We start from the raw sequence: 19,422 nt of genomic DNA, 5'->3' as shown, positions 1-19,422 counted from the left end.
GTGCTAGGCGCGCGGGCTGGTCATTTGTTATCGTGCGCGCGTGCGATGGGTCGGTCTTACAGGCGGTATCGGGTCGGGGAAAAGTTCGGTGGCCAGCATGCTGGCCGCGCACGGGGCGGTGATCATCGACTCCGACAAGATCGCACGGGAAGTGGTTGAGCCTGGGACGCCTGGGTTCGAACAGGTTGTCGCCATGTTCGGACCGTCCATTGTGGCCAGTGACGGCTCGCTCGACCGGCCCGCCTTGGGGCGTCTCGTGTTCGGGGATGCCGATCGTCGCAAGCGGCTCGAGAGCATCATTCATCCGCTGGTGCGGGAACGCTCGGCTGAGCTGGCTTCGCAGGCACCCGAACACACGGTTGTCGTCAACGACGTTCCGCTGCTGATCGAAGCCGGCCTGGTGCCGGTGTACGAAGCCGTCATCATCGTCTTCGCCGCCGAGGAAACGCGGATCGCCCGGCTCGTGCGAGACCGCGGCATGACCGAAGATGAGGCACGCTCCCGCATCGCCGCGCAGGCCACCGACGAACAACGGCACGCCGCCGGGGGACTGGAGATCTACAACGACGGGACGCTGGAGGAACTCAAGTCCCAAGTGGACAGAGTGTGGGAGATCCTGACTAGCTGACCGTCAGGGGCAAGGCGGGCAACGTCGTGCCCGGCGTCAGGTCGAGCTGTGCCAGCCCGCCGGTCGCGGTCCGCGCTTCCAGACGCCGCAACACCCCGCCGTTGTCGAGCCAATAGCGCAACCGTGCCTGCCCCGGCGGGGCCGTGGCTTCAAGTTCAAACACCCCAACGGGTACTCCGTTGAGCACGTCCACCCGCAGCCGACGGGCACCTTCCTTGATCCGTTTGACGTCGTCGAGTTTGTTCACGCCCATCCCCAGCACCTCGAAGACGAGCACATCCAGATCGGTGAGGTCCTCTGTGCCACTCAGATCACCCCATTGAGCCTTCTCCCAGTTCTCACGAGCGGCTGGCACCGGCGGAAACTCGGGCGCGGCCTCGCCAGCTGGACGAAGGGCTACGCCCTTCTGCGTCGCGTGCAGAAAGACGTTGTGCGACGGATCGTCAATGTCCCGCACGCTCAGGTAAACCACGCCGCGCTGCCAGTCCAGCCAGCCCTTGGCTTTACGCAGCGCGCCGGGAAGCACCGGCAGCGTCACGGTCACCTCAGCACCGCGCGCACGGTAGTCCCGCTGTCGCATCGCGGAAATCAGCGTCGCCTCCGGGTCACTGACCGCTCGCGGGGCGATTTCACGGCCACCGAGCGCATCGACGGCCACGAAATCGCTCTTGGCACCCCGGGTGAACTCGATGACCGTGCTCATGTCCTTGCCCAGGAACGTTTCCACCTTGTGCAACCGGGCGTCAGCGTCGAGCCAATAGCCGACGGCGCCGCCATTGGCCTCCAGCGACAACGGGTCGGCCGGTTTCTCCTTTGGGCTCGGGCTCGCACTGGGGTCAGGTGTGGCTTGCGGGGTGAGGGGCGGTAGCGGCGATGGTGTTGAGGGTGCGGTCTGCGGGATCACCGCCGGGCCCAAGAGCACATCGACCTCGGTGCCGTTGGCGTTGTCACGGCGTACCCACTGGGTTTGCAGGCTCTTAAGGAGATCCGCGCGGTCGGGCTGATCGTGCGCCATGAGGAACAGGAAAGCGATCAGGTTGTCCAGCGGTGCCTTGTCCTCGCCAGAGAACGACAGCGGCCGCACACGCCAGCCATCGGCCGGCGGGATTTCCGGCGGGCTGCCCGTGACCGGTTTCGCCGGGTCTCCCGGCCGGATCGCGATCACGCCCGGCCGCGCCTGCACGAGCGCGTTGGATGACGGCGAATACGCGGAGAAGTACAGGAGGTTGCGCTTCCAGTCCACCCAGCCATCGATGTTCGACAACCGCGACCCGGTGCCGACCTGGGCCTTTATCGCCACCGCGCCGTCAGAAAGATTGTTCATCCGCATCCGGGACAGCAGCTGCAGCTCACTGTCTGACAGTGCTCTCGTCTTGCCCTTGCCGTCACCGGTGCACGACGCCATCACCCCGGCCATCGTGCCTATGAGCCCAACGGCGACAACGACAATCAGCACGACATTGAGGACCTTACGGCGCGGAAGGGTTTCGCTCACGGCAATTGCAACGCTCTGCGCACGCTTCCAGTGACGCTCTGATGTGTGCCGTGCTGAGATGCCCTGGTGGGTGTTTTTAGACCGCCCGCGAGGGGGCCCACTGTGCGATAGAACGGTCACGCACTCGGTTCCGGTCCTGCATCTGGTGGCCCGGCGGCGGATCGGGTGCTGCTGGGTGTTTTTAGACCGCCCGCGACGGGGCCCACTGCGCGATAGAACGGTCACGCACTCGGTGCGCTCACCGATCCTGCGGTGGGGCGGATCGGGTGCTGCTACCGGTGCGCCAGTCGCTGGCCGGCCGGTGTGGAGGTCCGGCCGCGACCGGTTAACTATCGCGGGGCGGCCGCCGCGAGCGGCCTACCCAACGACGGTATCTCGGTGAGAAACACCACACAATCACTACATCGGAGTTGGTCACTTACCTAGCGTCATCGGGCCTGGTGACCTGGTTGTGGGCGCGGATTGTCACACCGGCGAGTTAGGTTCTTTGTATGGTGCTGGACATTCCGCGGGCAGGCGGCAAGTTTGAGGTTATTAGTGAGTTCAAGCCAGCTGGCGATCAGCCGACGGCGATCGCTGATCTCACTCGCCGGGTCAAGCGGGGCGACAAGCACACGGTGCTCATGGGTGCCACCGGCACGGGAAAGTCGGCGACCACCGCGTGGCTGATCGAGCAGTTGCAGCGCCCGGCGCTGGTTCTGGCTCCTAACAAGACACTCTGCGCGCAGCTGGCCAAAGAGTTCCGTGAGCTGTTGCCCAACAACGCGGTGGAATACTTCGTCAGCTACTACGACTACTACCAGCCCGAGGCTTACGTTCCGCAGACCGACACCTATATCGAGAAGGACTCGTCGGTCAACGAAGAGGTTGAGCGCCTGCGGCACTCCGCGACGATGTCGCTGTTGACCCGCCGTGACGTGATCGTGGTCGCGACGGTCAGCGCCATTTATGGTCTGGGCACCCCTGAGGAATACCTCGACCGGACCGTCCGTGTGAAGGTCGGCCAAGAGATCGACCGTGACAAACTGTTGCGGCGCCTGGTCGATATCCAATACACGCGCAACGACATGGCTTTCAGCCGTGGCACGTTCCGGGTGCGCGGTGACACGCTCGAGATCATCCCGGCGTATGAGGAGCTGGCGATCCGCATCGAGCTGTTTGGCGATGAGATCGACAAGCTGTCCTACCTGCACCCGCTGACCGGCGACGTCGTGAAGGAAACCGACGAGCTGCTGATCTTCCCGGCGACCCACTACACGGCGGGCCCCGAGCGCATGGAGCGGGCGCTGCGCCAGATCGAGGAAGAGCTCGCCGAGCGCCTCGAAGAACTGGAGCGGCAGGGCAAACTGCTTGAAGCACAACGGCTTCGCATGCGCACGAGCTATGACATCGAGATGATGCGCCAGGTTGGTTTCTGTTCCGGCATCGAGAACTACTCGCGTCACATCGATGGGCGCGAGGCGGGCAGCCCGCCACACTGTCTGATCGACTACTTCCCCGACGACTTCATCACGGTTGTCGATGAGTCGCACGTGACGATCCCGCAGATCGGCGGGATGTATGAGGGCGACGCCTCCCGCAAACGCATCCTGGTCGAGCACGGATTCCGGTTGCCGAGCGCCATGGACAACCGGCCGTTGCGCTTCGATGAGTTCCTGGAGCGCGTGGGGCAGATGGTCTTCCTGTCCGCGACCCCTGGCCCATGGGAGATGGGCCAGGCCCAAGGTGAGTTCGTCGAGCAGGTCATCCGGCCCACCGGTCTGGTCGACCCGCAGGTCGTGCTCAAGCCGACCAAGGGCCAGATCGACGATCTCATGCACGAGATCCGGGTGCGCACCGAGAAGGACGAGCGCGTCTTGGTCACCACGCTGACCAAGAAGATGGCCGAAGACCTCACCGACTATCTGCTGGAAAACGGCATCCGTGTGCGTTACCTGCACTCCGAGGTCGACACGCTGCGCCGGGTGGAGCTGCTGAAGGAGCTGCGCAAGGGCGACTACGACGTGCTCGTCGGCATCAACCTGCTCCGTGAAGGTCTTGACCTGCCAGAGGTTTCGCTAGTGTCCATTTTGGATGCTGACAAGGAAGGCTTCTTGCGGTCCGGCAGGTCACTGATCCAGACGATCGGGCGTGCTGCCCGAAACGTGTCCGGTGAAGTGCATATGTATGCCGACAAGATGACGCCGTCGATGCGCGAAGCGATCGAAGAGACGAACAGGCGCCGTGAGAAGCAGGTCGCGCACAACGTCGCCAATGGTGTTGACCCGCAACCGTTGCGTAAGAAGATCCACGACATCCTCGACGACATCTACCGTGAGGCCGAAGACACCGAGAGCGCGATGGGCGGCCACGGGCCGGGCGGGGCGATCATCGGTGGTTCCGGCCGTCAGATGAGCCGGGGCAAAGCTCCGACGCCAGGCACGAGTTCGCGTGATCGTGGACGCATCGACGCCAAGACCGAAGGCATGGCCAAGGCGGAGCTGGGCAACCTCGTCCAGGAGCTGACCGAGCAGATGCTCGCCGCGGCCGGGGAGCTGCAATTCGAGCTAGCCGCCCGGATCCGCGACGAGATTCGCGAACTGAAGAAAGAGTTGCGCCAGATGGCGCAGGCCGCTTAGGCCAGATCTTCAGGATAGGTCTTCCGGCCGGTCACGGCGTCGCGGATCTTGTCCGCGGCGCCCAGCGCGGCGTCGGTGACTTTATTCAGGGGAGGGGTCGCGGGAGAGCTGGGATGGGGCCGCGTGGGAGCGGCCTCTTCCGCGATCTCCACGCGGTTGCCGAGGCGGACCAGATTGGCTTCGCTTATCGCGTCGCGCAACCGGGGAAAGATCTCGCCCGCGCACGTCTTGCTGTGCTCGTGAAACTCGGCGCCAATCGTGTCGACGAGCTTCTTGAACGCACGGGTCCCGGGCTTCTCGGCTTCGAGCTGTGCCAGCTTCTTGAGGATCTCCGCATCGCGCGCGACCTCACGCTCGGCGATGGACCGCCCGTCGGGAAGCGCGTCTTTGACCGCCGGGTAAAGGTATTGCTCCTCGGCGGAAAGGTGGCGCGTCACCGTTGCTGTCACGACGCTCGCCAGGTCCTTATTTGGCTGTTCGCTTTCGGAAAGCTCGGCAGACAGCGCGGCGATCTGCAGATGCTCATCGCTCAGGACCGCGATGATGCTGCGGCCGGGCGGACGATAGTGGAAGTCGTCGTCTTCACCAGGAAGGTGAGGCAGGGGTGGCAGCGTCATGCGTCTCGGGATACCCCGGGGCGGCTCGCGCGAAACTCCGCCGGAAAGTGCCGCCGCCGGTGCTGCCGCGGGATCCGGTCGTCCACAACAGACGGCCGGATGCGGCCACTCGTCAAGGCCGGGCTGGTAGCCGCTTGGCCAGCCGTGCCAGACACGTTGTCGCTGGCGCTTGCCGGTGCGTGAGATCCGGTGCGGGAGACGCGGTAGAGCATCAGCCCACCGGCGGCGGCGAGCAGCGTGCAGACGGGCCACAGCAGTGAGGGCGCGAACTGGTACAGCGCGCCACCAACCGGTGGAGAGATAACCGAGCCGATGATGGAGGCCGAGCTGTAAAGCGCTTGGTAGCGCCCGTGCATGCCATCTGGCGCCCGGTCGGCGGCGAACGCGGCAGACGTTGGCTTGTAAAGCATTTCGCCGGTCGTGATGACGCCGATCGCCAGCACCGCGCCACCGTAGGCGGGCCAGACGGTCAGCACCAGGAACCCGGCGGCGATGAACGCGTAGCCCAGCGGAATGATCCGCAGCGCGGAGTGCCCCTTCAAGCGGATCGCCAAAGGCGTTTCCGCGAGCACGATCAGCACACTGCTCAGCGAGATAAGCACGCCGAAGCCGAGCAGTGGCGTCCCGGATCCGGTCAGCATCAACGGAAGTCCTGTGAAGATCTGCCGGTACGCCGCGTCAACGAACATGACCGCCACGAGCAGTGTCCACATCGGACGGTCAGCTAGCAGTGCATTCCACTTCAGACGGGGCGTGGGACCGTGAGCGACCGGTGGTGACGGTACGAGCCGCCAAATCAAGAGCGCCATCGCTATGCCAGCAACGGCTTCCATGACGAAGATGAGGTGGAAACTGTACGCCGCGGCAAGCGCACCGAGCGGTGGCCCGATGACCACTCCCGCGTTCATGGCCGCTCGCGATAGCGCGGCTCCCGCACGACGTTGCGTTTCCGGGAGTGAGCCTGTCACCAAGGCCATGCCGAGCGGGAACGACATCGCGCCGATGAACCCGCCGAGGGTGAAAACGGGACCCAGCAACGCGATCGGCGACACCGGAACGAGCAGCGCGGCGGCAGCCGAGCCCAGGTTCGCCACGATCATCGTGCGCCGGATGCCGAGATGGTCACCGATCCAGCCGCCGCACGCGACCCCGGCGACGATGCCGACCCCGTTGGCGCCGACGATGAGGCCAGCGACAGCGGGGTCGAGCCCGCGCTCGTCGACGAGATAGACGGTCAGATATAGCCAGGCGAGCGAACCAGCCGATTTGATCAGGCGGCCGAAGACGAAAACTCTCAGCCAAACTGGAAGCTCACGCAAGCTCCGCCAGACCATCTCGGCTACCCCCGTTGTGTTAGTGTCAGTTTCAAAAGGGAACTTAGGGGGTCAGGGGTGCCGCAGGCAAGCTGGATTCCGGAATCTCACTGCGCGGTCGCCCAGTCGCTAGCGGTGCTGAGCGACGCGTGGGACGTCCTTTTGGTGCGTGACCTGGTCCGCGGCATCCGCCGGTTCGATCAGCTGACCGCCGAGCTGGGCATCTCCCGGAAGGTGCTCACGGAACGGCTGCGGAAACTGGAAGTGCACGGTCTCATCGACCGTCATCCCTACCAGGAGGCGCCGGTCCGCTTTGAGTACCGGCTGACGCCCAGGGGCGCGGCTCTCGTGCCTGTCCTTGTCGCCCTGCAGGACTGGGGTGACCGCTGGCTCCTAGGCGACGGCATGCCTTCGGCTCAGGACGATCCCGCGACTTCCGCCCGCTTGCACGGTCTCGTGGGCACCAGGGTTCCCGAGCTCGCCTTGCCCGCCACGACCGGCGGCACACTCGATGTCGTCGCCGAGACCCGCACTGTCCTATTTGGATATCCGATGACCGTCACTCAACCGCCGCCCGAGGGCTGGCACGACATCCCGGGTGCGTCCGGCTGCACGCTGGAAAACCGCCTCTTCCGCGACGCTCACGCCGAATTCCAGAGCAAGGGGCTCGCGGTGCGCGGGGTCAGCACGCAGCTGCCAGCTCAGCAGCGGGCTTTCTCAGACCACGAGGGGGTACTGTTTCCGCTCCTGTCCGACGCCAAGCTGGAGCTAACGGCCGCTCTGCGCCTGCCTGTGTTCACGGGAGGGGAGACTCCACGGCTGCGACGGTTCATCCTCATCGTCGATCCGGACCGGACGGTCCACAGTGTCCTGTTTCCTGTCGTCGACATCCCCGTCGCCGTCCAGTGGTCCCTCGCCACCGCTTCATCGTGATCCACATCCGCAATGCAGATCCACATCCCGTCAGACGTGATCGAAAGGCGGTTTGATCACGTCTAACGGGATGTGGATCACGGAGGGAAGCGACGGGGGCGTGAAGCGGCGACGGAGGAAAGCGGGGATGGCGTGAAGCGGCGAGGGCGTGGATCACGGAGGGAAGCGCCCGGCGGCGGGCGAGCTAGCGAAGGTGGGTCGTGATCCAGGCGGCGATGCGGTGGAGGAGGTCTTCTGTCGCCGCGTTTTCGGCGTGGGCGAAGCCGGGCTCGATCCACAGCTCCTTCGGCTCCGACGCCGCTTCGTAGAGCTGATGTGCGTGCTCAAGCGGGAAGTAAGTGTCCGCGTCTCCGTGCACGACAAGCAAAGGCGTGGGCGTGATCTTCCCGGCGAGCTCGTGTGGGGCTTCGGGCACGGGATTCCAGCCGCCGACAGCGATCCGGGTACGCAGCACCGCCCGCGAGACGAGACGGCCCAGGCGGCGTTCGATGACCCAGTGCACTCGGCGCATCGGGGGAGTGCCGCGGTAGTACCACCGGGCGGGGCTGCTCACGGCGACGACGGCGTCCACATCACGAAGGAGGGCGGCGTGCCTAACCACTACGGAGGCGCCCATGGAAAAACCAACGGTCGCGATGCGTTGGTAGCCAAGCGAACGAGCCCACTGAACGGCCGCTTCTACGTCGTGGATCTCCTGATCGCCAACGGTTGAGGTGCCGCCAGAAGTGCCGTGGCCACGGAAGTCAAACGTGATCACACCACCGTAGGACTTGAAAACCGTTGCGGCCCTTCGCATCGCGGGGCGGCGCCAAGAGCCGGTGAACCCGTGCGCGACGACGAACGCCACGCTTTGGTCTCCCGGCTCGTGGTGCGCGCTTACTAGTACCCCATCAGAGGTCTTAAGGGTGAATGTCATTGAAGTGCTCGACCAGTGGTGGCTGGGCGAAGTAGGAGCCGATCAATGCCCGCCATTGGGTGAACCGATCGGTGGCGCGGAAGTTGTCCTCATGGGACGCGACGGTGTCCCATTCCACCAGAAGGACGAAACGCGAAGGCGATTCGATCCCCTGGGTCATCCGCACGCTGAGGCAGCCCGGAGTTGTGGCAAGGATCTCATGTCCTTTGCGGTAGGCCGCCGCGAAAGCGTCCTCTTGGCCTGGGGCGATGTCGATTAGAGCAACCTCGAGAACCATGCGCCCGATCATTGCATGCCCCGATCATTAGGCACCGGCGAGGATGGTGAAGAATACTGGGTTATCGGGAGGGGAGTATCCCTTCACGGCGGTGTCGTCAGCACGGCATCAGGCTCGCGCCTGATCCCGGCACCGTCGGCCGCTGGGGAGGCCGCATTGAGGTGCGGACAGCAGCGGGAGAGACCTCCGGGCTTGTCGTGCTGCCGACCGGAGGGTTTTTCAAGTGAATGTGTCCACGTGGGTCTGGGTTGTGACCCTCATCGCGATGACCGCGGTTCTCGCTATCGATCTGTTCGTCGTCGGCCGAAGGCCGCACGAGCCGTCGATGAAGGAAGCGACCGCATGGGTCGTTTTTTATGTGGCCTTGGCCTGTGCCTTCGGCGCCTGGATCTTCTTCAACTACGGCTCGACGTATGGGCAGGAGTTCTTCGCCGGCTGGGTCACCGAATACAGCCTGAGCGTGGACAACCTGTTCGTCTTCGTGATCATCATGACCAGGTTCCGGGTTCCCCGGATCTATCAGCAGAAGGTGCTGCTCATCGGCATCGTGCTCGCGCTGATCATGCGTGGCATCTTCATCGCCGCTGGCTCAGCCCTGGTCTCGCAGTTCTCCTGGGTGTTCTACATCTTCGGCGTCTTCCTGATCTACACCGCCTGGACGCTGACTCGCCACGGCGAGACCGGTGAAGAGGACTACAAGGAGAACATGCTGATCCGCTGGTCGCGCCGGGTGCTGCCGATCAGCAAGGATTACCACGGCTCGAAGATGACCACGACGATCGATGGCCGCCGGTTCTTCACCCCCATGCTGATCGTCATGATCGCGATCGGGACGACCGACCTCATCTTCGCGCTCGACTCGATCCCGGCCATCTTCGGCCTGACGAAAGAGCCCTACCTCGTCTTCACGGCAAACGTGTTCGCGCTCATGGGTTTGCGGCAGCTTTACTTCTTGCTCGGCGGGCTGCTCGACCGGCTGGTCTACCTGTCACTCGGCCTTGCGGCGGTGCTCGGCTTCATCGGGGTCAAGCTGATCCTGGAAGCGCTCGCCACCAACAACCTGCCGTTCATCAACGGCGGTCAGCCGTTCCACGTGCCGCACATCAGCATTGGCGTATCGCTAGGCGTGATCATCGGCATTCTCGCGGTGGCGACGGTGGCGAGCCTCATCAAGTCGTCTCGCGACGATAAGAAGGCCAGGGCCTCAGTCGGCCCGGTGGATTCCCAGTAGGGTCTCGCGCCGGTACTGCGGCATCTCTTCTTCCACGACCAGTCCCTGGTCGCCGCACGCGTGCAGAATGCGGCCAGGGCCGGTCACGAACCCGACGTGGGTGACCCGGCCATCAGGCTTGCTGGAGAAGAAGTAAAGGTCGCCCGCACGCTCTTGCCCGGCCGGGACCGCGGTGGTGGCGCGCGCCTGATCGGAGGCGTCACGGGGCAGGGTCTGCCCAGCGCGGCGGAACGCCAAGTGCACGAGGCCAGAACAGTCGATGCCGTGCGCGGTCAGCCCACCCCACACGTAGGGCACGCCGATCCAGCTGCGCGCGATCTCCAGCACGTCATCGAAACGCAGCTGATCCACGGGAAGCCAGCCGGGGTAGCCACGCGGGTCGAGGCGCTGAGCGGGCTGTGCCGTCGCGACAACCCGGGCCCAGCCGTCGCTGATCTCCTCGATCAGCACCGGTTCGCCTTGAAGCAGTTGCGTGAGCACGCCGTGATAGATCCGCTCGCTCGTGTCCATTCCGGACACCCATTCGGCCGGATTGCATTGCGGCGCAAGGGCTGCCGCATCGACGCCGGGACGCGGCGAATCCGGTTTGGCCCACAGGGTCGCCACCGGCGCGCTGACCGTCGCTGTCCTCATGCCGAAAACTCCCTTCGGTCGCTTTCGCCCTGAGGCACTGTCCACCCTGTCATCCCGATTCGCTCGGGAAAGCCTGAGACGCGCTTCGCGCCCAGGTCCCGCCACCTCGTCGGTGGTCCTGCGCCGAAAGGCAAGCCCTCGCTCATACCTCTAACCCCAATCCGCTGGTGCTGGGCAGCACCACAGTTCCGTTCTCGTAGGTGAGGCCTCCGCGCACCGGCGAGCTGGCCAGCCACCAAGCGGCGTCCAGATCACTGAGCACGGTGGTGGGGTAGGCCGCGACCAGGCTAGCCGCCGCCCCGAGCCCCACCGGCCCTTCCATCATCGACCCGACACACGTGCCCAGCCCGTGTGTTTCGGCCAGGTCCAGCATGACGCGCGCGATGGACAGTCCGCCGCACTTGGCGAGTTTGATGTTCACCAGGTCAGCGGCCCTACGAGTGATCACCTCGACGAGGTCACGGATCGAGAACACTGATTCGTCGGCCATGATGGGGATATCGACATTGCGGGTCACCTCGGCTAGACCGGCCAGATCAGCCCGGTGCACAGGCTGCTCGACCAGCTCGACGGGCAAACCGGCCGCCGAGATGCCGTTGATGATCCGGATCGCTTCGCGCGCGGTCCAGCCTTGATTGGCGTCCAGGCGGATCTGGGCGCCTTCGACACCGCAGGCCGCCTTGATGCGGTCGAGGTCGGTCGAGGCGTCGGTGCCGACTTTCAGTTTGAGGGTCGTGAAGCCTTCACTGAGCCGCGCCTCGGCGGCTGCCGCGATCTCTCCTGGTTCCCCGGCCGCGAGGGTCACGTCGGTGGGGACCACGTGCGAGGTGGCGCCTAGGAGCCGGTAGAGCGGTATGCCGAGGCGCCGTGCGGCCAGGTCATGCAATGCGACATCAACGGCCGCTCTGGCCGCCTCATTGCCCACGACAGCGCGCGCCACTTCCCGGCAGCGGGCGTTGAGATCGTCAGCGTCCTTGCCGATCAGCTTCGGAGCGATCATCTCCTCGACACATGCCTGAGAGCCGGGGATATTGGCCCCGGTGACCGCCCACACCTGCGGCGCTTCACCGAAGCCGGAGTTGCCGTCGCCGTCCACGACCTCAACGATCAGCGAATCCGCCGTCGTCGCCCGGCGCAGAGCCGTGACAAACGGTGTGTGCAGGGGAGAACTGATGCGATGGGCACGGACGGCCACGATGCTCACTTGCGGTTCTCCCAGCTCGCTTTGGCGATGCGGCCCAGCAGGGCACAAGCGTCGCTATCGGAAATCTCCCCGGTCGTGCAGGCCGACAAGACGTAGGCAGGGGCGTCATCGGGATAGATGACCGCCGTGCAATGGCGCACTCCGGTCACCCAGCCGTTTTTCGACGCCATCCGAGTACCAGAAGGGAGTCCCTGGGCGAAATCGTCCAGATACTCCTGTGCGCACAGGATGGCGAGCATCTCGCTCGTCTCGACCGGCTGTGCCAGCTGGCCCAGGGCGAGCGCGCTCATCAGCTTGGACAAGTCGGCCGCCGTGACGTCGTTGGAGATGCCGGCTTCGCGAGCCATCGCGTCTTCGATCCCGCGGCCGGTGTGTGCCAACGAGGCCCCGGCGTCGCGCCAGACCTGATTCACTTGCGCCAGACCGGTTTGCGCGAGCACGAGGTTGGTCGCGAGATTCGACGAGCGCACGATCATGCGCTGGATCAGCCAGCGCAGCGGCACTTCGTGGCCGAGGCGGTCCCACACTTCGATGTCGCCGTCTTCGCCGCGGTCGTTGCCGAACGCAGGAGCGCCTTCGACCGCCGAGCGGTGGCTGTTGTGCACCAAGACGGGGGCGCTCAGATCGGCGAATTCGCGGAAGGCCGCGACCATGACGCCGGCCTTCATCGTGCTAGCCGCGTAGTGCGGGGCGGAGGCGGCACGGCTGAACCGGGCCGGCCCGCCCAACGGTCCAAACCAGACAGACGCTGTGCCAGGGAACGCGTCTAGTTCCTTCTCCAGCTCGCTGTTCACGCCGACGAACCTATCAGTTGGCGCTAGGTAACCCGTGAGTTAATCTCGGCGGGCAAGACGGGGGAGGAAATTTGTCACGCAAATACGTTTGGGCTGCCATGGCGACGGTTGTCGCCGCCGCTCTCCTCGGCGGATTCTTCATGGTGAAAGCGGTAATAGCGGACATCGCTACGAAGCCTGTGAAACCAAGCCAATCACCATCAGCCGCGGCATATAAGCCATCTCCAGCTTCCCCAACACCGCCACCGCCATCGGTAGCCCCGCCCTCAAAAGAGCCTTCAAAGCCGCCTAAGACACCGGGCCCGCCCGAGTGCGGCGGCGGCTTCAAGGGCGAGAAAGCCACGGCACAGCAAGTGAATGCCGCGCTCGACAAGGCCGCCAAGACCCGGTTCTGGACCGAGACGCCCATCTATGGCGTGCCACCGGAACTCATCAAAGCCATCGCCCAGCAGGAAAGCGGCTGGTTCTCCAACTGCATCGCGGCTGACGGTGGCATTGGCACGATGCAGCTGATGAACACCACGGTCGAGCACATGCACCTGATCTTTGAGAGCACCAAGCAATACGGGCCATACACGCTCGCGGGCAACACGATGCTCGGCTCGGCTTACCTGCAATGGCTGATGCGCGAGATCGGCAAGGCCGCCTTCGGCAGCGACTTCAGCATGGACCCGGCGGCATGCGCGAATCGCAAGGCCTGCTTGCTGAACGCCGTCATCAGCGCCTACAACTTCGGGCATCAAGCCGTCATCGATGAGATCAAGGACGGCGACGACGTCAACTATCCCAACGTTGGCTACGTGGACAACGTCCGCGAGTTGATGACGCGGTACTGAACGAACCCTGTCGCCAGAAGGTATTGCGCCGCGCAGTAGGTCAGCATGACCCACGCGCCCTGAGCGGGAATGTCGGCGACCTCGGCCACCCGCACGGCGATCAGCAAGTCGGAGATGAGGAATAGCGCCCCTCCGATGGCAGTGCGCCAGTTGAGTGCGCTCGACAGCACCGCCGTGGTCGTCAAAGCCAAGCCGTAGCCCAGCATCGGCACCGCCATCGCACCAAGCGGTTGCCACAGCCATGCCAAAGCGATGCCAAGGAACACCGCATATCCGGCTATGACGACCGGTCGAGGGCGTGCCCCAGCTTTGATAAACGTGATGATGTAAGCGATGTGAGCGCAGAAGAACAGCGCCATACCCGCGATGAAGTTGATCCCAATGGCGATATCGCCGGCCAGTGAGAACAACAGCGCCGTGATCAATCCCCAGTGCCGGTGGGTCAGGAAAACCCACAAAGCCAGCAGGGACAACAAAAACGGCTTAGTCGCCGTCTCGACGGCCTCGTTTTCGAAACCGGAAGCCACGATGTTGGCCGCCGAGAAGGCGAAGAAAGCGATGATCACTGCGCGGGACATCCGCGCAGCGTACAACTAAGCGTGCTTGCGGCGCGAGATCTCCCGGGCGCGAACGGTCTGGTCCAGGGTCACCTTGCGGATGCGGACATTCGCCGGGGTTACCTCAACGCACTCGTCTTCGCGGCAGAACTCGAGGGCCTGCTCCAGCGACAGCTTGCGCGGCGGGATCAGCTTCTCGGTTTCCTCCGAGGTGGAGGCGCGCATGTTGGTGAGCTTCTTCTCCTTGGTGATGTTGACATCCATGTCGTCCCACCGGGAGTTCTCACCCACGATCATGCCTTCGTAGACCTCGGAACCGGGCTCGATGAACAGCGAGCCGCGTTCCTGGATGTTCATCATCGCGAAAGGCGTTGCGGTGCCGGCCCTGTCGGCCACGAGCGACCCGCTCGAGCGCGTACGCAACTCGCCGAACCACGGCTCATAGCTTTCGAAGACGTGGTGCAAGATGCCCGTGCCGCGAGTGTCCGTAAGGAATTCGGTCCGGAAGCCGATCAGACCGCGAGCCGGAACGAGCCACTCCATGCGCACCCAGCCGGTGCCGTGGTTGACCATCTGTTCCATGCGCCCCTTGCGGGTCGCGAGCAGCTGCGTGATGGCGCCGAGATATTCCTCTGGAGCGTCAATCGTCAAGCGCTCCACCGGTTCGTGGGTCTTGCCGTTGATCTCGCGCGTGACCACCTGCGGCTTGCCGACGGTCAGTTCGTAGGACTCCCGGCGCATCTGCTCGACGAGGATCGCCAGGGCGAGCTCACCGCGGCCCTGAACTTCCCAGGCGTCTGGGCGTTCCGTCGGGAGCACACGCAGCGAGACGTTACCGACCAGCTCCCGGTCGAGGCGGTCCTTGACCATGCGGGCCGTTACCTTGGCGCCCTTGACCCGGCCCACGAGCGGGGAAGTGTTGGTGCCAATGGTCATCGAGATGGCTGGCTCGTCGACCGTGATCAGCGGCAGCGGAATCGGGTTCTCCGCGTCGGCCAGTGTCTCACCGATCATGATCTCTGGGATGCCGGCGACGGCGATGATGTCACCCGGGCCCGCACTGTCAGCGGGCTTGCGTTCCAGCGCTTCGGTCATGAGCAGTTCGGAGATGCGGACCCGTTCCTGCGTGCCATCGGTGCGGCACCACACGACGGTCTGTCCTTTGCGGATCTCTCCTTCGCGCACCCGGCACAGGGCCAGACGGCCTAGGAACGGTGACGCGTCAAGGTTTGTCACGTGCGCTTGCAGCGGAGCACCCTCCGTGTAGGACGGTGCCGGGATCGTGTCGAGCAGCGTCTGGAACAGCGGCTGCAAGCTGTTGCTGTCACTGGGCACCGTGCCATCGGCCGGCTGGGTCAGCGAGGCGATGCCGTCACGGGCGCAGGCGTACACGATCGGGAAGTCGATCTGTGCTTCGTCGGCGTCAAGGTCGAGGAACAACTCGTAGGTGTCGTCGACGACCTCTTTGATCCGCGAGTCGGGGCGGTCCACCTTGTTGATGACCAGGATGATCGGCATCCGTGCCTTGAGCGCCTTGCGCAGCACGAAGCGAGTCTGCGGTAGCGGGCCTTCGGAGGCGTCCACCAGGAGGATGACACCGTCCACCATGGTCAGGCCGCGCTCGACCTCACCGCCGAAGTCAGCGTGGCCCGGGGTGTCAATAATGTTGATCACCGTGGGGGAGCCGTCTTCGCCGACGTATTTCACCGCGGTGTTCTTAGCGAGAATGGTGATGCCTTTTTCCCGCTCCAGGTCCATGGAGTCCATGACCCGGTCTGCCGCCGCCGCGCGGGCGTGGAACGCACCAGCTTGGGTCAGCATCGCGTCCACGAGCGTAGTTTTGCCATGGTCGACGTGCGCGACGATAGCGACATTGCGGAGATCAGGGCGGGTTGGCATGCTGCTCATTCTTTCTTAAGAAGGTGCTGGCTCATCACTCAGGGTGAGTCATTGGCGTTATGTCGGATATGTCGTCCTTGGCCGCGTTCCTGGTCGCAGTCCTAGTGTTCCTAACTTTGCCCCTACCTGCGGCGGCTTTCACTTCTTCGCTGGACACCAAGATCGATTCGGAGAGCGTTTCGCTGAACATCCGCTCAGGACCTGGCACAGACAAGAGCGTCGTCGGGTCCCTCAACGACGATGACTCGATCTCCGTTGAGTGCCAGCTATGGGGCGAACACATCGAGGGTACGCAGCGAAGCAGCCCTTTCTGGAATCGGATAGGTGGCGGAAGGTTCATAGCGGACGCCTACGTGGCGTGGTCTCCATCACGTCCCGTCGTGCCGTGGTGTTCGTCTTCGGGCCCGACACACTCCCGGGTGACGGCCGGGACCGGCCTAAACGTGCGTTCCGGCCCCGGAACCGAGCACTCCGTCGTGGCGCAAGCCTCCGACGGCAGCCCCGTCGAAGTGACATGCCTAACGTGGGGCAGCGAGGCTGCCGGCAGTTACGTGTGGATGCGCATCGGCGAAGGCCGCTATGTGTCGGCTGTCTACGTCGGATGGTCCTCCGGCATTCCGTGGATCCCGTGGTGTGGTCAGGACGCCGCCGTGGCGGCCCACGGCGGCACGGCCGGGTTCATCTCCAGCTCAGCCGAGGCGGCCCGCGAAAGCCAGCGTCAGCACAAAGTGCCCGCGTCGGTGACGCTCGCCCAGGCGATCCTCGAATCCGGCTGGGGCCGCAGCACGCTGACCCGCGACGACCACAACTACTTCGGCATGAAGTGCTTCGGCAGCCCGGGCCCACTGGCGATCGGCTGCCGCAACTACGCCACGCACGAGTGCTCGGGGCAAAACTGCTGGTCCACGCACGATGACTTCCGTTCCTACCGCAGCACGAAGGACTCCTATGTGGACCACGGGCGTCAGCTGTCGTCGATGTCGCGGTATGCCGAGGCGATGAAGCACGCGGGCGACCCCGACCGCTTCGCCCGCGAGGTCCACGCGGCCGGCTACGCCACGAGCCCGGCGTACGCAGACAAGCTCATTGAGCTGATGCGCCAGTACAACCTCTATCAATACGACGTCCCGGTCGCATAGGTGTTTGAATAACCTGCTTGAGGTGCGACGGCCGAGGGTCTAGCGTCGGTCGGCAAATGACTACGTCTCTTTCCTCTCTGGGCTGGGAACGCCACCGGTCCGCTGTGCCGGCCGATATGGAACCGGGCCGCATCGTCCGTGCTGATCGTGGGATTAGCACGGTCGTGACCGCGTCCGGCGAAGTGCGGGCGAGCCTCGGCGGCGCCGCGATGGCGTGTGCCGCGGCCGACCCGGTGGCCTTGCCCTGCGCTGGCGACTGGGTGCTCGTGCGGCACTGGCCCGACAAGCGCGTCACGATGGAGAAGATTCTCCCGCGGCGCACGGCGATCATTAGGCGCACCTCCGACAAGGACTCCGCCGGCCAGGTGCTGGCCGCCAACATCACGACGGCCGCCGTGGTCGCCTCGATGGACCCGTTGCCCGAGTCGGCCACGATCGAACGGCTGCTGGCCTTAGCTTGGGATTCCGGTGCACCCCCGGTGCTCATCCTCACGAAGGCAGACTTGGTCCGCGATCCGGACGCGATCGCTGAACAATTGACAGACATCGCTCCCGGCGTGCCGGTCATCCCGGCTAGCGCCGAGCAGGGCACCGGGCTCGAAGCGCTAAAAGCCTTGGCAGCACACGGAAAAACCCTTGGCCTCATCGGTGCCTCCGGCGCCGGAAAGTCCACTTTGGTCAACGCCCTGGTAGGCGAAGACATCATGGGTACTCAGCAAGTCCGCCGCGTCGACGGAAAAGGCAAACACACCACCACGTTCCGCGCGCTCATCGCCGTGCCCGGAGGCGGCGCCCTGCTCGATACGCCAGGCATCAGGGCGATTGGCATGCTCGACGGGGTGCAGGGGCTCGACCGCGCGTTCAGCGATGTGCGTGGGCTAGCCGCGCAATGCCGGTTCCCCGACTGCGCTCACGCGGGGGAGCCCGGGTGCGCCATCGCTGCCGCGCTGGCTACCGGAGAACTCGCCCACCGCCGCTGGGCCAGCTGGCTCAAACTGGTGCGTGAGCTCGAGTTTGAGCAGAAGCGCCAGCAGAACCGGATCAGTGCTAGCGCGCGTACGCCGGATTGGCACTCAGCCAGGCACCGACCTGGTCGGAGTTGACCGCGGCGAACAGTTCCGGAGCTTTCTCGGGGTCGGTGAGAACCACGCTCTGCCCACTGATCATGCCCGATCCCTTGGACGGGCTGGTGATGAAGGTCAGGTTGCTCCCGCGGATGTGCCGCAGCTCCAGCGCGAGGTCGATCATCGAGAAGCCGTGATCGACCGTCAGTGAACTGGCCGTCGCCTTGACGAAGGCGTTCATGCGGGGCAGGTCGGTCATCAGCCCCGAGGACGCCGCCTTGTCGAGCACCGCTTTGATGACCTGCTGCTGGTGCTCGATGCGGCTGAAGTCGCCATCGGCGAACTGCTTGCGCTGACGTGAGTAATCCAGCGCCACTTCACCATTCATGTGCATCATGCCCTTGGTGAATTTGCGCTTCGGCTGGTGATAGGAGACGAAGTCCTTTTCGACCATGACGTCGATGCCGCCGATCGCGTCGACGACGTCCTTGAAGCCATAGAAGTCAATCATCACGACGTGATCGATGCGGACGTTGGTGAACGACTCGACCGTCTGCACCATCATCGGCGTCCCGCCGAGACTGAGCGCCGCGTTGATTTTGTGCTGGCCTTTGCCGGGGATCGTCACCCAGGTGTCGCGGGGGATCGAGATCAGCTGAGCGTTTTCCCGTGCCGCTGGAATGTGCACGAGGATGATCGTGTCGGCGCGGGCATCCGGACCGCTTTCTGGCTCGTCGCGTCCCGCGCGCGAATCGCTGCCGAGCAAGAGAATGTTGAGTGCCTTGGAGGCCGACTTTGACGGCCGCATCTCGTCGGTGAGGCCGGCGAAGGAATCATCCCGCTTCATTTTGTCGTCGACAGATCCGGCATAGAGCCATAGACCACCCACGACGCCGCCGCACAACAGCACAACCAGGCCGGTCAGGACGCTGAGCACGTAGACTAAGCGCTTGACCCGCTTGCGCGGCTGAGCCTCCGGGCCGGCCTCGGTGAGCTTGACCCCGGGCAGATCTTCGCCCGGAGCTGGCTGCTCACCAGAGGGGGTAACGCCGGAGGGGGATGAATTCATGTCCGGGATTCAATCACGACCGCCGCAAGATCCGCCTGGCCCGTCAAGTGACGGCATTCCGTCAGTGTTCCCTGTCGGCCCCCGGCCGCAAAGCGAGCCGGAGCCGACCAAACGGGCGAACAGACCTGTTGCCCGTGAAAGTTCGGAGCTAGCGGAGGCGGTAGTGGTGAAAACGGGAATGTCATACCGCGCGGTTAGG

The 19,422-nt window shown here is 64.5% G+C and carries 18 protein-coding genes; 7 read left to right on the top strand and 11 right to left on the bottom strand.

Features of this window, described 5'->3' with window-relative positions; translation table 11 throughout:
- The first annotated feature begins 40 nt into the window (after nt 1-40).
- A complete protein-coding gene (gene coaE, locus A3E1_RS0113000) occupies nt 41-628 on the top strand; it encodes a dephospho-CoA kinase (RefSeq protein ID WP_040390800.1) in 588 nt (195 codons plus the stop codon).
- Here coaE and A3E1_RS0112995 read toward each other — a convergent pair.
- Nucleotides 621-2,123 carry a hypothetical protein gene (locus A3E1_RS0112995; protein WP_020521205.1) on the bottom strand — a complete coding sequence of 501 codons (1,503 nt, stop codon included), beginning with the start codon at nt 2,121-2,123 and terminating at the stop codon, nt 621-623. The two genes, coaE and A3E1_RS0112995, sit on opposite strands and share 8 nt — an antisense overlap.
- Nucleotides 2,124-2,614: 491 nt before the next feature.
- Between A3E1_RS0112995 and uvrB the strand changes: the two genes are divergently transcribed.
- Nucleotides 2,615-4,741 (top strand): excinuclease ABC subunit UvrB, encoded by a 2,127-nt coding sequence (uvrB, locus tag A3E1_RS0112990; protein ID WP_020521204.1) that lies wholly within the window; start codon nt 2,615-2,617, stop codon nt 4,739-4,741.
- On the opposite strand, the gene A3E1_RS0112985 is transcribed toward uvrB, so the two are convergent.
- Complete coding sequence (locus tag A3E1_RS0112985; protein ID WP_020521203.1) at nt 4,738-5,358, bottom strand: hemerythrin domain-containing protein; 621 nt, start codon at nt 5,356-5,358, stop codon at nt 4,738-4,740. The two genes, uvrB and A3E1_RS0112985, sit on opposite strands and share 4 nt — an antisense overlap.
- Nucleotides 5,355-6,692 carry an MFS transporter gene (locus A3E1_RS40065; RefSeq protein WP_020521202.1) on the bottom strand — a complete coding sequence of 446 codons (1,338 nt, stop codon included), beginning with the start codon at nt 6,690-6,692 and terminating at the stop codon, nt 5,355-5,357. The genes A3E1_RS0112985 and A3E1_RS40065 overlap by 4 nt, the downstream gene beginning before the upstream one ends.
- Before the next feature lie 57 nt (nt 6,693-6,749).
- Between A3E1_RS40065 and A3E1_RS0112975 the strand changes: the two genes are divergently transcribed.
- The gene (locus tag A3E1_RS0112975) at nt 6,750-7,604 is read left to right on the top strand and encodes a winged helix-turn-helix transcriptional regulator (RefSeq protein WP_026208378.1); all 855 of its coding nucleotides are present in this window, start codon (nt 6,750-6,752) and stop codon (nt 7,602-7,604) included.
- Nucleotides 7,605-7,788: 184 nt separating this feature from the next.
- Here the strand turns inward: A3E1_RS0112975 and A3E1_RS0112970 are convergent, their stop codons facing one another.
- Complete coding sequence (locus tag A3E1_RS0112970) at nt 7,789-8,520, bottom strand: alpha/beta hydrolase (protein WP_026208377.1); 732 nt, start codon at nt 8,518-8,520, stop codon at nt 7,789-7,791.
- Nucleotides 8,504-8,797 (bottom strand): antibiotic biosynthesis monooxygenase family protein, encoded by a 294-nt coding sequence (locus A3E1_RS0112965; RefSeq protein ID WP_026208376.1) that lies wholly within the window; start codon nt 8,795-8,797, stop codon nt 8,504-8,506. Before A3E1_RS0112965 ends, A3E1_RS0112970 begins: the two co-directional genes overlap by 17 nt.
- A gap of 223 nt (nt 8,798-9,020) precedes the next feature.
- On the opposite strand from A3E1_RS0112965, the gene A3E1_RS0112960 reads away from it, so the two are divergent.
- Complete coding sequence (locus tag A3E1_RS0112960; protein WP_020521198.1) at nt 9,021-10,028, top strand: TerC family protein; 1,008 nt, start codon at nt 9,021-9,023, stop codon at nt 10,026-10,028.
- On the opposite strand, the gene A3E1_RS0112955 is transcribed toward A3E1_RS0112960, so the two are convergent.
- The 3 genes from A3E1_RS0112955 to A3E1_RS0112945 all read right to left on the bottom strand — a co-directional run bounded on the left by A3E1_RS0112955 (nt 10,002) and on the right by A3E1_RS0112945 (nt 12,659).
- Complete coding sequence (locus A3E1_RS0112955; protein WP_026208375.1) at nt 10,002-10,661, bottom strand: C40 family peptidase; 660 nt, start codon at nt 10,659-10,661, stop codon at nt 10,002-10,004. The genes A3E1_RS0112960 and A3E1_RS0112955 overlap by 27 nt on opposite strands.
- A 142-nt stretch (nt 10,662-10,803) precedes the next feature.
- Nucleotides 10,804-11,865, bottom strand: coding sequence for a mandelate racemase/muconate lactonizing enzyme family protein (locus tag A3E1_RS0112950; RefSeq protein WP_020521196.1), 1,062 nt, complete (start codon nt 11,863-11,865; stop codon nt 10,804-10,806).
- Nucleotides 11,862-12,659: a serine hydrolase gene (locus A3E1_RS0112945; RefSeq protein ID WP_020521195.1), complete on the bottom strand. Its 798-nt coding sequence runs from the start codon at nt 12,657-12,659 to the stop codon at nt 11,862-11,864. The genes A3E1_RS0112950 and A3E1_RS0112945 overlap by 4 nt, the downstream gene beginning before the upstream one ends.
- A gap of 71 nt (nt 12,660-12,730) precedes the next feature.
- Between A3E1_RS0112945 and A3E1_RS0112935 the strand changes: the two genes are divergently transcribed.
- Complete coding sequence (locus A3E1_RS0112935; RefSeq protein WP_157631487.1) at nt 12,731-13,495, top strand: transglycosylase SLT domain-containing protein; 765 nt, start codon at nt 12,731-12,733, stop codon at nt 13,493-13,495.
- Here the strand turns inward: A3E1_RS0112935 and A3E1_RS40060 are convergent.
- A complete protein-coding gene (locus tag A3E1_RS40060) occupies nt 13,456-14,073 on the bottom strand; it encodes a lysoplasmalogenase (RefSeq protein ID WP_063825129.1) in 618 nt (205 codons plus the stop codon). The genes A3E1_RS0112935 and A3E1_RS40060 overlap by 40 nt on opposite strands.
- A 15-nt stretch (nt 14,074-14,088) precedes the next feature.
- A complete protein-coding gene (gene typA / locus A3E1_RS0112925; RefSeq protein WP_026208374.1) occupies nt 14,089-15,951 on the bottom strand; it encodes a translational GTPase TypA in 1,863 nt (620 codons plus the stop codon).
- Between the two features lie 116 nt (nt 15,952-16,067).
- Between typA and gsmA the strand changes: the two genes are divergently transcribed.
- Both gsmA and rsgA read left to right on the top strand, forming a co-directional pair.
- On the top strand, nt 16,068-17,090 hold the full coding sequence (gene gsmA / locus A3E1_RS46050; RefSeq protein ID WP_169454396.1) for a sporangiospore maturation cell wall hydrolase GsmA: 1,023 nt from the start codon (nt 16,068-16,070) through the stop codon (nt 17,088-17,090).
- A gap of 56 nt (nt 17,091-17,146) precedes the next feature.
- Nucleotides 17,147-18,193, top strand: coding sequence for a ribosome small subunit-dependent GTPase A (gene rsgA / locus A3E1_RS0112915; protein WP_026208372.1), 1,047 nt, complete (start codon nt 17,147-17,149; stop codon nt 18,191-18,193).
- Here the strand turns inward: rsgA and A3E1_RS0112910 are convergent.
- Entirely contained in the window at nt 18,138-19,223 is a 1,086-nt protein-coding gene (locus tag A3E1_RS0112910; RefSeq protein ID WP_020521189.1) for an LCP family protein, read from the bottom strand. The two genes, rsgA and A3E1_RS0112910, sit on opposite strands and share 56 nt — an antisense overlap.
- Nucleotides 19,224-19,422 lie beyond the last annotated feature (199 nt).

The organism is Catelliglobosispora koreensis DSM 44566 (genome assembly GCF_000379685.1).
Taxonomy (GTDB): Bacteria; Actinomycetota; Actinomycetes; order Mycobacteriales; family Micromonosporaceae; genus Catelliglobosispora; species Catelliglobosispora koreensis.
The sequence above is the reverse complement of the archived record's forward strand: the minus strand, read 5'-3'. Positions and strand labels throughout refer to the sequence as shown.